This is a genomic window from Mesorhizobium sp. M0185 (assembly GCF_040322175.1).
Lineage (GTDB): Bacteria > Pseudomonadota > Alphaproteobacteria > Rhizobiales > Rhizobiaceae > Mesorhizobium.
In genome coordinates, this window is record NZ_JAMYSY010000063.1 from 13,675 (window position 1) to 27,043 (window position 13,369).

Annotated in this window: 13 protein-coding genes and 1 pseudogene; 4 read left to right on the forward strand and 10 right to left on the reverse strand. The window is 57.5% G+C overall.

What is annotated here, in order from left to right:
- Positions 1 to 115: 115 nt before the first annotated feature.
- The 8 genes from NKJ20_RS30310 to NKJ20_RS30345 all read right to left on the reverse strand — a co-directional run bounded on the left by NKJ20_RS30310 (position 116) and on the right by NKJ20_RS30345 (position 8,606).
- Positions 116 to 1,432, reverse strand: coding sequence for an O-antigen ligase family protein (locus NKJ20_RS30310; RefSeq protein ID WP_352749082.1), 1,317 nt, complete (start codon positions 1,430 to 1,432; stop codon positions 116 to 118).
- Positions 1,429 to 2,613, reverse strand: a complete 1,185-nt coding sequence (locus NKJ20_RS30315; protein ID WP_352749084.1) for a tetratricopeptide repeat protein — start codon at positions 2,611 to 2,613, stop codon at positions 1,429 to 1,431. Before NKJ20_RS30315 ends, NKJ20_RS30310 begins: the two co-directional genes overlap by 4 nt.
- Positions 2,576 to 4,954, reverse strand: a complete 2,379-nt coding sequence (locus tag NKJ20_RS30320) for a GumC family protein (protein WP_352749087.1) — start codon at positions 4,952 to 4,954, stop codon at positions 2,576 to 2,578. The genes NKJ20_RS30315 and NKJ20_RS30320 overlap by 38 nt, the downstream gene beginning before the upstream one ends.
- A gap of 50 nt (positions 4,955 to 5,004) precedes the next feature.
- The gene (locus tag NKJ20_RS30325) at positions 5,005 to 5,784 is read right to left on the reverse strand and encodes a polysaccharide biosynthesis/export family protein (protein ID WP_352749090.1); all 780 of its coding nucleotides are present in this window, start codon (positions 5,782 to 5,784) and stop codon (positions 5,005 to 5,007) included.
- Positions 5,784 to 6,593 carry a tyrosine-protein phosphatase gene (locus NKJ20_RS30330; protein ID WP_352749092.1) on the reverse strand — a complete coding sequence of 270 codons (810 nt, stop codon included), beginning with the start codon at positions 6,591 to 6,593 and terminating at the stop codon, positions 5,784 to 5,786. Before NKJ20_RS30330 ends, NKJ20_RS30325 begins: the two co-directional genes overlap by 1 nt.
- Positions 6,594 to 7,109: 516 nt before the next feature.
- Positions 7,110 to 7,592 carry a hypothetical protein gene (locus tag NKJ20_RS30335; protein ID WP_352749094.1) on the reverse strand — a complete coding sequence of 161 codons (483 nt, stop codon included), beginning with the start codon at positions 7,590 to 7,592 and terminating at the stop codon, positions 7,110 to 7,112.
- Positions 7,593 to 8,042: 450 nt separating this feature from the next.
- On the reverse strand, positions 8,043 to 8,327 hold the full coding sequence (locus tag NKJ20_RS30340) for a hypothetical protein (RefSeq protein WP_352749097.1): 285 nt from the start codon (positions 8,325 to 8,327) through the stop codon (positions 8,043 to 8,045).
- Between the two features lie 3 nt (positions 8,328 to 8,330).
- Positions 8,331 to 8,606: a hypothetical protein gene (locus NKJ20_RS30345; RefSeq protein WP_352749100.1), complete on the reverse strand. Its 276-nt coding sequence runs from the start codon at positions 8,604 to 8,606 to the stop codon at positions 8,331 to 8,333.
- 178 nt (positions 8,607 to 8,784) lie between these two features.
- Between NKJ20_RS30345 and istA the strand changes: the two are divergent.
- The 4 genes and pseudogenes from istA to NKJ20_RS30365 all read left to right on the forward strand — a co-directional run bounded on the left by istA (position 8,785) and on the right by NKJ20_RS30365 (position 11,700).
- Positions 8,785 to 10,351, forward strand: a pseudogene (gene istA, locus NKJ20_RS30350) (IS21 family transposase).
- The gene (istB, locus tag NKJ20_RS30355) at positions 10,284 to 11,012 is read left to right on the forward strand and encodes an IS21-like element helper ATPase IstB (RefSeq protein WP_352749102.1); all 729 of its coding nucleotides are present in this window, start codon (positions 10,284 to 10,286) and stop codon (positions 11,010 to 11,012) included. Before istA ends, istB begins: the two are co-directional and overlap by 68 nt.
- A gap of 146 nt (positions 11,013 to 11,158) precedes the next feature.
- Positions 11,159 to 11,335 (forward strand): hypothetical protein, encoded by a 177-nt coding sequence (locus NKJ20_RS30360; RefSeq protein WP_352749105.1) that lies wholly within the window; start codon positions 11,159 to 11,161, stop codon positions 11,333 to 11,335.
- 125 nt (positions 11,336 to 11,460) lie between these two features.
- On the forward strand, positions 11,461 to 11,700 hold the full coding sequence (locus NKJ20_RS30365; RefSeq protein ID WP_352749108.1) for a hypothetical protein: 240 nt from the start codon (positions 11,461 to 11,463) through the stop codon (positions 11,698 to 11,700).
- A gap of 209 nt (positions 11,701 to 11,909) precedes the next feature.
- Here the strand turns inward: NKJ20_RS30365 and NKJ20_RS30370 are convergent, their stop codons facing one another.
- Positions 11,910 to 13,154: a hypothetical protein gene (locus NKJ20_RS30370; RefSeq protein WP_352749110.1), complete on the reverse strand. Its 1,245-nt coding sequence runs from the start codon at positions 13,152 to 13,154 to the stop codon at positions 11,910 to 11,912.
- Positions 13,127 to 13,369: hypothetical protein (locus tag NKJ20_RS30375; RefSeq protein ID WP_352749112.1), on the reverse strand; the 243-nt coding region annotated here is incomplete at its 5' end. The genes NKJ20_RS30370 and NKJ20_RS30375, both read right to left, overlap by 28 nt.

Here is a 13,369-nt window from a genome sequence, read left to right on the forward strand (position 1 = left end):
GCCAGTCGTCCGCCTCATTCAGCCGACGACCAGCCGTGGCGACGAGCCGTGGCGACGAGCCGTGGCGACGAGCCGTGGCGACGAGCCGTGGCGACGAGCCGTGGCGACGAGGTCGCTAAGACGACGTTCCGATGGGAACAAGTAGCTTGTCACCGTTGTGGTCGATCTCGATCATCTCGCTCTTACGGCTCAGGCGTTCCGCAAATCCTTTGTGAAAGATGATGGCGTTCATATAGGCAAAGGTCATGGCCAGCGCCTCGGTCCGCAGCGGATAGTCGACGAGGGAATGAATGAGCAGAAACGATACCGAGAGGAATGCGGCCTTCTGAAGTGGGTCACGGCGAATCCTGGCCAATGCAATCAAAAGCAATACGAAATAGCCTACCATAAGCAGGATAGCAGGAATTCCCCCTTCGAAGGTAATTTCAAGATATTCATTGTGAGCATGATTCACATACTCCCTGAAAATCATGCCTGCTCTTTCGTATATCTGGTAGGCTTTCTGGAAATTCCCGAATCCAATGCCTGTCGCCCAATTGTCTTTGATGCCCTCGATTGTGGTTCGCGCAAATTCTCCTCGCCCGAACGCCGGATCAAGGGCCTGTGCATCCAGCTTGGTCCAGGCGCTTATCGTGTAGATCGAAAGCGCGATAAAAATCAGGAGAACACTGTGTCCACTCACCCTCGAACGGGCTGAGAGAAAGACCACGGATAACACGGTGATCGCCAACCCGATCAGAACACCGGCGCGGGAACCGGCGGCCAAAAGAAGCAACAAAAGCGCGATCAGGCCGAAGGATCCAGCCAAGAGATGTCCACGGAACAGACCGTAATAGACGACGAAGGGGATAGACACAAAAAGCAACGCCGAAAAATGATTCACGTTGGCGAAAAGCCCGGCATTGATCGTAAAAGGCAACAGCCCGACAATAGCGACATCGTCGGAGAGCGAATATTGGATTGCTCCCGCCAGACCGTTGCAGATAACGCCCATGAAGAAAAACGGCAGGAGCGCGCTGACCTGCTCGGCACGCAAACGCAATACCGCCAAAAAAAACGCCGTCGCGGCCAAAAGGTAAAGCAGACATTCGACCGTGCGGCCGAGCCCAACGCTGATGAAGCGAAAACGGCTTTCTCCAACCCAGGCATCTCCGAGCAGCCGTTCCGGCCGCAACCCGTTGAATATGGCCGCGGGCAGTGGGACGATTTGCAGAAAGGTCAACGCCACGGCGAAGATCAGCAGCCACAGAACAAACCGGGGGATTCTCTGGCCGGGGGTTTTCGAAAAGACGGCCGCCGCCGAAACAATGGCCGCAACCTCGATCAGAGTGTCCGTGTAAAGGCCGCTCGCAGTACCACCGCCGATCAGCAGCGATACGAACAAGACCGAGCCGAGGAAATATTTATCCCATTCCGACGAACGGTCATTCAAGATGGAAGTCTCTCGATGCTCAATTTGTGCATTACCAAGGTGCCGACATATCGAAATCGCCAGCTCTCGGCAATGGCGGCCGTCTGCAGCGTCAACAGTTGCATGGGGCAGTCAGTCGGCCCGACCGAAAAATCCTGACTCAGACTTTGTCGGTTGAATGTGCCCTCAGGAATGTTGAACCGTGCGATCTCACCGGCCGGCCCCAGACATCTGATCGACCAGAACAACTCCTTTGGAAGCTTCAGGTTGCGTGCAGAGGCGAACAGCGAAATCCTATAGGAGCCTGGGGGCAGCGCGACGTACTGCTGAAGGGCTGTGTTCTTGACCGGTGTGTTCAAAAACCGGACCGTCGCGCCACTCTCGCCTTCCACCGCATCCTGGGATTTCGCAAATGTAATTTCCAGGCCCGATTGATCGCGAGTCTGCCAATCGAACGGTTTGCCGCCGGCGACCGGCTCAAACGTGCCGTTGAAAATATATCCAACCAGCTTCCGCTCTTGATCGGACAGGCTGAAAAGAAATAGCCGATATGCCGGTCCATATTCCCTCTGGCGAAAATAGCCGTTGATGACGGCACTGAGTTCGCCCGAATTTGGTGGCGCGTTTGATCCGGTCAAGTCGAGCAGCAGCCGATTTGCGAAATCGAGCCCCTCGGAGGTTTTGCTAAGGGCGTAGATCAGACTGACCCTCCAGGGCGCCTCCGCCTTGATGGCCGTCAGCACGGCTTGGTATCCGTCGGGATCTGAGAGAATTTTCGGTAGGCCATCGGAGATCGCCGGAAATTGGTCTGGCCATCGCCGCAGCAATGTGTCGATCTCGCCGACAGCCCTTGACAGATCACCTGTCTCGGTCGAGTGGCCGATAGACCTCTGGAGCGCATGGATTTCCGTCTTGGACAATCCTAGGGCCTGATCGAAAAGCTTATAGGCTTCGTCTCTCTCGCCTTGCCGATATTTGATCTCACCGATCAGGCTGTAGAGACGTGCGTCGGCCAGATTGAAACGAAGCGCATCCTTGGCCCTGGCAAGCAAGGCCTCAAGGTCCGGAGCGTTATTCGTGTCGTTCAGATCGCTGGTGATCTCGCTTATCAGCGCATCGACGTTCAGCGGATCCAGCGCAAGAGAAACGGCTGGCGTTTCCGTCTCAAGTAACCGACTTAGCCCGATCGACGAAGCCGCCAATACTAGAACGGATGCGACGAACCAAACGCTTGAACGCCGGAGATTTCGCATAAGCGGGCTGGTCTGCTCCATGATCCACGTTGCCCTCAATCTTCGCTGTATCCGCGCCGTAGTTGTAATATTGGTAGTTCATGTACTTGTAGGCGTAGTTGTAGTCGAACTTGTTCACCGCAAATTTGGACATCGCGGCCCCAACCACATTGGCACCGGCGGCTCGCATGCGCTTCAACGCCGCTTTGGCCGACTTGCGCGTCACCTGATTGGTAGAGATGACCATCAATGTGCCCTCAGCGAGCCGGCTGAGAATAGGAGCATCCGAAAGGCCAACGATCGGCGGCGCGTCGATGATGACAAGATCGAAGCGCTTGCCGAGATTGGTTATGATAAGAGCCATCTTCGGTGACGAGAGCAGATCCGCTGGGTTTGGCGGGATCGTGCCAGAAGTCAGAACGGTGACGTTGGGATATTTCGTCGCCCTGAAAATGCTCGCCAGATCCTCCTTGCGAACGGTGTTTGTCAGCAGATTGCTCAGTCCGATCGTATTGTCGAGACCAAACAGGCGATGAAGGTTCGGTTTGCGGAGATCGCCGTCGACAATGAGAACCCTTGCGCCGAGCGCGGCAAAATCCTGGCCGAGTTTGAACGATGTGGTCGACTTGCCTTCCGAAGGCTCCGAACTCGTGACGACCAGCGATCGTGGCGCGCCTTCCGCACCGGAAAACTGCAGCGATGTTCGAAGCGAACGATAGGCCTCCGACAGGCCGGATTTCTGATCGGCAATAGCGGCCACGAGTTCCCGGTCATCGACGAGCGGCAAGATGCCGAGCATCGCCAAGCCGAGCTCCTTTTCAACCTGCTCGGGATTGGTGAAGGTGTTGTTAAGGAGTTCGATGACATAAATGACAGACGCGCTCAGAGCCAGGAAAAGCGCCAGCGCTATGGCGACGTTGATGCCTAGGCGCGGCGAATATGGGCGATTCGGCTGGGTGGCAAAATCTACGATTGCGGCGGTTTGGGTCTTGAGTTCGGAGCTGACACCAACCTCGTTCAGCTTGGCGATGAGGCTGTCATATTGAGAACGATTTGAATCCACTTCGCGCTTGAGGATCGTGTATTTGATGTTCTTGTCGTTGAAGATAACCTGCTGCTTTTCCATCTCGACAAGTTTGGCCTTCAAATCGGCCTCCTTGTTCTGTGCCTCCTGGTATTTCAACCGCAGCGAATCCGTTATGGCTAGGACGCCGTTGTTATAGAGCCGCTGCAACTCCTTGATCTGCGACTGGAGCTGCTGCATTTCCGGAAAACCAGGCTTTAAAATACCCAGTTTCTGCTGGTACTGGCTGGTCAAATCCGCCAGCTTTTCACTGAGCTTCTGCAGACCTTCGCTTTCCAGGACGGGGGCCAAGCTCGAACCGCGGCCTTTATCTATCTGGTCTACCACCCGCCCTGCATCGAGACGATCCTGGATCGCTGTCGCAAGGGCGGTGTTCAGCGCCTCGATATTCGAGCCTATTAGAGACTTGTCGTCACCGGTTGTCGTGATGCCGGCATCCTTCGCATACGCAACCAGTTCTTCTTCCGATTTCTGAAGCTTCTGCTTCACCTGCAGGACCTGTTCCTGGATGAACTGTCGTGCCAGATCGGATGTTTCGCTTGTCTGGTCAAGGCGCTGGTCAATAAAGCTTTGCGCGACCTGGTTGGCCACATCGGTTGCATATTTCGGTTTCTGATCGACAAACGTGATCGACAGCAGGCTCGTGTTGGGAACAACGTTGACGGTGAGATCAGTTAGAATGCGCCCGATCGCAATCGCCTCGCGTTGCTCCGGCGTTTTCTCCTCTATGGAGGCCGATTTGGAAATTCCAAACGCGCGATAGAAGATGTTTCCGAGGGAAAAATCCGGCGTGGGGAACAGGAAATCCGGTTTTTCACTAAGCCCTAACTGGAAGACAACGCGCTGGGCCAATGCACGGCTTTTGAGCTTTTCACGGGCCGTCAGGAAGGCCCGGACGTCCGCGTTTTCAGAAACCACCTCGATGTCCTGGAAGACCTTGGCCGAAGGAACAAGCACCTCCAATTGCGTGGTCGCCTGATATTTTGGCGTCTGCATCATGGTAACGATGACGCCGGCGACAAGTCCAGCCGCCGCCATCATGACGATCAACCAGCGGTACTGGACAGCGTAAAACAGCAGCTTTAACGGGCTGAAGCCCTCATCCTGCTCCGAGTGGTCGCGACCATAGGGGCTATAGTTTTGCGCACCGTCATAATAGAGGTCCGCGGACAACGCCTGGCTATGTCCTGGGCCTGCAATTTGATGCTGTCTGTTACGATCGAGCATGGTGCGAGGTAATCCTAGGTTTCGTCTGTATTCCGAAATACGACCGCGATTTATAGTCCTGGGATCACGGCAATTCGGGCAGCACTTGAGGCAACACCGAGGGCGTCCTTGAGATTGTTCATCGCGATTTTCGACTTCGAGGCGAAGACGACAATCTTGTCGCCACCATAGATCCGTGGATTGCCGCTCTTGCCACCACGAATCTCCTCGACGTTGTAATTGGCGACCAATGTGGTTGGGCCGATAGTGCGATAGACAAAGACTTTTTTTGCATCCCCAACGGCATTGAACCCTCCAGCAAGGGCGATCGCATCGATGAGAGAAGAATTGCTCGACACCGGATAAATACCGGCCCTGTTGACTTCGCCATCGACGGTTATGCGCTGTCCGATCGATTCCTTGACGAAAATCGTCACGTCAGGCGACTGCAGGTATTTGGCGCCGTAAGTGGTCTCGATCTCCTGCTCCAACTGACGGACGGTCTTCCCTGCCGCGGTAATGGTGCCAATAAGCGGAAGCGAAATCTGGCCAGCAGAGTCCACTTGAACCGTTCTATTCAAGTTGTCGACCTGAAACACGTTCACCTCGAGCACATCGTTCGGAGATAGAGGCTGCTCGCTGCCGTTCTGTGTATTTTGCGGCGCAGGCAGTTCCTTCACAACCCGCAGAGCGCCGCCACCTGAAAGTGGCGTGGACGATGATGTCAATTGCAGCGCATCAACGGACGAAGATGGTGTCGTCGACGAAGTGCTCGTGCATGCGGATATCGCGAGTGAAACGAGAAGGACCAAAGCCGTGCTCATATGGCTTGCGAAACGGAAAATGCCCATCACGCTGTCCCGCCCTTGAACAGACGGCCCAATCCTCCAAATCGGCCGGCGTTGCCGGCGTTTGGTTTTTGCGGGCGTGCTTTTCCGACCGGCTCAACGGGTCGGTTCGCCAATATTTCGCCTGGACGTTTCAACACCATGTTGCGGGCCTCGTCTTCCCCACATCGCTTGGCAGCGGCAGCGACGGCCTGCGAAAGCCCAGGACGCCGGCGCGTAGCGCTATGAGTGTCCGATGCAATAATGTCCACCCTGCCCTCGTCAATCAGCTTTTCCGAATAATAAAGTGCCGTGCGCCCAAAAGCACCAACAATCGAGTCGGCAGTAAGCTGGATCAGGCAGCCCATTGCATTCAACCTCTCGATAACCTCGTAATTCGTTTTGATCCAGGTCAAACGCTCTGGATGAGTGAGAATCGGGACAAAGCCGGCATTTATCAGGCGTAGGGCAAGATTCTCCATTCGTGGAGGTAAGACATGATGCGGCGGCTCGAACAGAAAATAGCGGGACCTGTTCAAGGTCGGCACGTTGCCCGCCGCCAATTGGCCCGGAAGATCCGGCGCTATGTGAACGTCTGCACCGACGTAGAGAGCAAGTGGTATGGCGGCGTCACGCAGCGCCTGGTGTAACTCTTGAACCGCCCGAACAATGTTCGATGTTCCGTTTTCATATACGCCCGGCGTCACGTGCGGCGTGCACGCCATGTGGGTCGTTCCGTCGGCCACCGCCAGTCGAGCCATTTCCAGCGATTCGGCAAGACTAGGCGAGCCGTCGTCGAGTCCGGGCAAGATATGGGAATGCAAATCGATCATGGGCGTTTGTGACTGCAACGAAGCAACGTGGCGACGTCATCCCCAAAAAGTATAAATGCGTCACCCGCAAAACGGCGAATGACGCATTTGTCAAGTTCACGCGATGCGATGGATGCCAGGTCCCAGCTACTGGCGGACAGAGTCGTCGTCATCATGCGGGCCGATGATCAGCGCCGCACCGGCGGCAAAGGCGGCGCCTGATGTTTCGAGCGCTAGACACATGCCGCCCTCCGCAGGATTGATCTTGACCGTCGTGTTCGTCGTATCCGAAGTATCCGAAACTTGCACCAACACGCAGCAGCAAAAGATTGCGATTCAACAAATTTGCCTGGATAGACCGGCACTTCGCCCCTCATCCCGGCGTGTTCGCCAGCCTCGCCTTGGCTTACGCGATCCGACTGATGCGGCAGTCGCGATACCAGCATACACGCCAGGGTCGCTCTGTCGCCAACAACAGACACAGCAGAAGCGCCACACGCCTCTGCTGCCGTTGCCTTATTTAACTACGCGGTCAACTTAGTCGCTAACGGCGTGGCCGTGATCTTTGTCCGCCGTTGCAGCTAGAACACCAGCCCCAAGAGCCATGCCGCCAAAAATGAAGAGCGGCGTGTTGTTGTTTGTGTTAGGATTGCCCGTCTGGGCGGTCTTCTCAGAACCCAGGACATTGAGGCAAATCTTATTCTCGACCCGCGAGATATCAAGCGTCGAATTCGCCGGAACGCTCAGATTGCAGCCACCGACCTGAACCGAAGCCGAGCCCTTGGCGCCAACCACGACACGACTGCCGAAATCCAGCGCGCCGCCCGCTTGCCCCGGGCCGTAGCCAGCCACCTGCGAGACCATTACGTCGCCATTGACGCGGCCGAGCGATCCAATCGGATTTACGCCGTTATAGGCGGTTGCACAGGTGCACGACCCGTCCTGCGCGAAAGACGACACCGGGGCGAAGCCGGCCAACACAACAACTCCGGCCAACGCACTTTTCAAAACTAGGTTCATCCGCATCAATCCTTCTGTCCCACGTTACCTGAGGCCCGCCCAACCACCAAGCTACTCATCAGCGCGTAACAGCTTTTTGCGCCAATTCCAACCCACTTCGCATATGCGAGATAATTTTTGGTTTCGGTGTGGTTGATTAAACACACCATTAGAATATCGAAACGTATCGTCTTTACAGTCGGCCGCAAGAGCGGGTTGCCAGAAGCCGCAACTAGCGTTCATTGTCGCCCGCCGACATCATCATCGCTCCAACGCTTTGCGCAGGGTCTTGCAGTCGACCACGGCCTGATATTATGCGCATTCGCGCCGTTGCGCTGAGCCAGAGAGACAGCATCACGCGCTAGCCCAAGATCAACAGCCGCGCCTGCTGTCGCTGAGAACTGGTAAGCGAGGTGAGTGAGGAAGCCGGTTGAATTCACCCGACCACGCTCGATGCCAGTTGCACTGAACCTAGCATACCGTCTGCGCTGCAGAATATCCGTTGGCGCTGCCACTCGTGCCTCGGTAGAAGAAGGATGGCGTGCCAGCGGTTGTTGTTGACCAGCCGCGCACGCTTCCTGTTTTGGAAATTGTCAGCATGCTTGGGCCGCCAATTTGGAAATCGGCGAGCAGCGAACCGGCGGCGCTCGCCGTGTCCGTCACACTGACCTTGAGGGCAGTGAAGGTCGTGGCGATATTGTTCCATACGATCGCCGGCAGGTTGGCCAGATCGGTGAATAGTTGCCAGATCCTCATCGCCTACCACTCCGTCGCAGTGAACTTCTGCGACGGAGTGGCCCCAATGATCGAGATGGCGAAGACCGTCTCGATCTCGAACATGCTGTTGGTCGGAATCTTGTAGGATCCGGTGCCGTCGACCGCAGCGGTGCCACCGGTCTCATTGATCCAGATATCGCCGGCAGAAATGTTCTGGCCGTTCAAGCCACGGCGATCGGGATTGGCCGCAGCCAGGACCTGTGCGGTGCCGCCTATGGTGATCGAGCCGGACCGATCCGTTCCACTGCTAAGGGTCATGACTGCGTCCCTCCTTTTCGCCGGATCAGTTTGTGACCTTTTTCCAGTCGGTGTTGGTCAGTGTGAATCGGCGTGCAAAATTGACCCTATAAGCCGGGGAATCGGCGTCCAATTTTGACCCCCCTGATGCTTTGATTTTGCGACCATCAGCTCGTCGTGGCGAGCGGATGGTGTGGGGATGAAGTCGGTGGATACGATTGCCCGGGTTCGGCGCGCCTTCCATGTGCAGGGATGGTCGCTCAAGCGGATTTGCCGCGAGCTGCATGTGTCGCGGAACACCGTCCGCAAGATTCTCAGATCCAATGAGACATCGTTCTCCTACGAACGCGAGCGGCAGCCCAAGCCGAAGATCGGTCCGTGGCAGGATCAGCTTGACGGGTTTTTGAATGGCAACCGTGGCAAGGCGGCGCGCGAGCAACTGACACTGATCCGGATTTACGAAGAGCTTTGCAGCCTCGGCTACGAGGGAGGCTATGACGCCGTCCGCCGATACGCGAAGAGCTGGGCGAAGGCGCGGGGGTCGGCGATGGCGGACGCCTATGTGCCGCTGTTCTTCGCGCCAGGCGAGGCCTACCAGTTCGACTGGAGCCACGAGATCGTCCTGATCAACGGCGTAACGGTGACCGTGAAGGTCGCCCATGTCCGGCTCTGCCACAGCCGCATGATGTTCGTCAGGGCCTATCCGCGGGAGACGCAGGAGATGGTGTTCGACGCCCATGACAGGGCCTTTGCCTTCTTCGGCGGCGCCTGCACGCGCGGCATCTACGACAACATGAAGACGGCGGTGGAAACGATCTTCGTTGGCAAGGACCGCCAATACAATCGCCGTCTCCTGCAGATGTGCAGCCACTATCTGGTGCAGCCGGTCGCCTGCACGCCGGCGTCGGGCTGGGAGAAAGGTCAGGTCGAGAACCAGGTCGGGCTGGTGCGCGAGCGCTTCTTCACGCCCAGGCTGCGCTTCAAGACCTATGAGGAGCTGAACGCCTGGCTGCATGACAAGTGCGTCGCCTACGCCAAGGCGCACCGTCACATCGAACAGCCGGAACGAACGATCTGGAACGTGTTCGAGGAGGAGCGCGGCAAGCTGGTCGAATACCGCGGCCCCTTCGACGGATTCCACACGGTGCCGGCCTCGGTGTCGAAGACCTGCACAGTTCGCTTCGACAACAACAAATACTCGGTGCTGTCGACCGCCGTCGGCCGCCCGGTCGAGATCCATGCCTATGCCGGCAAGATCGTCATCCGCCAGGACGGCGTGGTCGTCGCCGAACATGCCCGCTCCTTCGGCCGCAACGAGACGGTCTACGATCTCTGGCACTATGTTCCGGTCCTCGCTCGCAAGCCCGGTGCACTGCGCAACGGTGCGCCCTTCCAGAGCTGGGTCCTGCCCTCGGCGATGGAGCGTATCCGACGCAAATTGAAGGCGGCGCATGACGGCGATCGGCAGATGGTGTCGATCCTGGCCACGGTGTTGACCGACGGCATTGATGCCGTGGAAGCCGCCTGCCAGGAGGCGCTCGATCAGAACCTCTGCTCCGCCGCCGTCATCATCAACATCCTGGCGCGGCGGCGCGATCCGGCGCCGGCCGTCACCATTCTCACCCCGGACGCTCTTCGCCTGCAGCACGAGCCGCAGGCCGACTGCGCCCGCTACGACAGCCTCAGGAGGGCAAGCTGATGGAACGCACGCAGGTTCTGGAACTAATGGGGACGCTGAAGCTCTACGGCATGCGCGGCGCCTATGACGAGGTCATTGCGACAGGCATCAAGCGCCAGCACGAGCCGCCGAGGATCGTCGGCGATCTGCTGTCGGCCGAGATCGCCGAGAAGCAGGCCCGCTCCATCAAATACCAGCTCACTGTCGCCAAGCTGCCAATCGCCAAGGACATCGATGAGTTCGACTTCGACGGCACGCCGGTCAACGAGGTGCTGGTCCGGGACCTTGCCAACGGCACCTTCGTCGCCGACCAGCGCAATGCCGTGCTCATCGGCGGCACCGGAACCGGCAAGTCGCATCTGGCAATCGCCATTGCCCGCGCCCTGATCCGCAACGGCTCACGTGGCCGCTTCTTCAACGTCGTCGATCTCGTCAACCGGCTCGAGACCGAGCACCGCGGCGGCAAGCAGGGCCGTATCGCCGATTACCTCACCCGGCTCGACTTCGTCGTGCTCGATGAACTCGGGTATCTCCCGTTCGCACAAGCCGGCGGGCAATTGCTCTTCCACCTGATCAGCAGGCTCTACGAGCGCACCTCCATTATCGTCACCACGAACCTGGCGTTCGGCGAATGGCCCGCCGTCTTCGACGACGCCAAGATGACGACAGCGCTGCTCGACCGTCTCACCCATCATTGCGAGATCATCGAGACCGGAAACGAATCCTGGCGCTTCAAGAACCGCGCCTGATCACCCCATCAAGCTGCCAAGCGCGATCCGCGCTCGCCCGGGCTGCGCAACCCTGACCAGCTCCGCCCGGGCGAACGCTGACCGCCGCGCATTACATAAGGGGGGTCAAAATTGGACGCCGATCCGGGGTCAGTTTTGGAAGCCGTTTGACAGTCAGCCCGGTCGACATGTACCACTCGGCCAAGGCGGTATCGAAATGGAACTTGCCGATGAAGGTTGGCGTCACCACGCCAGACGGCGACGCGGCGCTGGTCGAGAAGGTCAAACTATCCTTGATGTCCTTGCCATCGACGTGTCAGGCCGAGCCGAAGATGGCGTCGTAAGCGGATTCCGACATGGGCATTTGCGTATCTCCTATGGTTTTCTACCCTTCCGGGCAGGTTTGGTTGATGGATTGGAATGCCGCCGGTTTGCTGCTATTGGGCAGCGAGCAGCGAGAGGGGATAAGATGCGTCAGAGCGGCCGGCTTGTAGGGCTTGACCTACTCAGGATTTTCGCCGCCTTTTCAGTAATGCTGTTTCACTTTGCCTATTGGTCGTGGGCCCCGACCGTGGCGAGCACCCCGAAATCCATCACCGGCGGCGCGCTGCAATACCCCGAGTTGATCCCGTTCAGCTGGTGGGGCTGGGTCGGCGTCGAGATATTCTTTGTCATCTCCGGCTTCGTCATCGCCTTTTCGGCTTCCTAGGCAACGCCGGCATCGTTCTTTTCCGGGCGCGTGTTTCGGCTTCTGCCATCCGCCGTCATCTGCGCAACGATCACGGCTGCAATCTGTCTGGTCGCAACGCCGCTGCCTCTGTTCCAGATCGCCAAGCAATATGCGAAGTCGATCCTGTTCTATCCGCTTGGGCCGTGGATCGACGGCGTGTACTGGACGCTCGGGATAGAGGTTTCCTTCTACTCGCTGGTGTTTCTGCTGCTGTGCCTGCGACGCAAGAACCTCATCGAACCTGTCATGATCGGCATAGGTCTGGTGAGTATGGCGCTATGGATCGGCAGCGGCGACATGGCCGACTGAATATTGGCCGTGAGTGCCGGCGGTGTCAGGCTTTGCAGTCGCCAGCCTGACCGAACCATCATCGTCCAGCGGAACGAAGGGATAATGCTCGTGAGGCCGTTGATGTTGCCGATGGTTTCCTGCGTCGAATAGCCGATGATCTCTATCGATCGGGGAGCGCCGGAGGCTATTCCAATCCACATCGTCGCCACATCGGGGCGAACACTGACCATCCCGCCAACAAACGCTGACCCTAAATAGCCCCCGCCATAAGTCGTAGTAGCGACCCATGCGGCACTGGAATTCTTGATGTATTTTTCGGTCCCGGCGTAGTTCCACACGCACGTTCCGTCAGCGATGGCAGAGCCCCTTCCTGTCGGGCCGCCAGCCCCGGCTGACGTGCCTGCCGTGACCAGCTGATAGAGCTTGCCAGTATCGTTCGTCACCACCTGGTTCAGCGTTGAATACGCCGTACTGATCGCCCACGCTGTCCCGTCGATATCGAGGGAATTGCCGGTCAGCAAGGTTCCTGATGAATCGAAGGCAATTGCCAGAAGACTTCCGGTAAGAGCGCCGACATAACCGATATTGACCCGCCACTGCTTGATTTTGGTCGTGTCCACAGCGACCATGACGGAGGCGGCGTTGAGGTCCAAGGCAAGCGCATTGGAGCGGAGAACGTTCGAAAGCGTAGTCGTGCGCAGCGCCGTTCCGCCGGCTTGCGCCATGAGGAACAAATCCCCGCGCAAATAAGGGGAATTGGCCCCGCCATTCGAAGACAGCAACCGATGCAGATTGTTCAATGACGCTCGCACCTCGACACCGTAACGGCCTGTCAAACGGTTGCTGTTGGCGCCGTTGGTCTCCTGAATGGTGTTCAATTGCCCGGCGACGGCCGTCGATGCGAAGGAGAAGCCGATTTCATTGAACAGGACACTTGAGCCCTTGCATATCACCAGTGGACCGAAGCAGGCTTCTGCCCGAGCATCATGCCATGTATTGAGCCCGCCTGCTCCGTCGAAGAAGATTGGAACGCGGTTGACACCTACCGATCCGCCCATCTCGTAGTTCGGCGAAATCCAACGGTTGTTGTTGTGGCCGTCATAGGCGTTTGGCGCTACTGTAATATGGGTGCCGTAAGCCACGCCAAGCGCATTAGAACGGACGTTTCTCCGTAGTCGCCGCCGTAGAAGCTGTTTTCGTTGATGAAGCCGTTTGAGTGGAACGACTTCAAGCGTTCGTTATACTTGCGTAAGCGCTTTTTTTGGGGCCCCCATAGGGGGTGGTTCCACAACACCCCGTTATAGATAAAGCTATTGGTTAAGACCGAAGACAGTGTGGTTTTAAAAAAATGGCCATG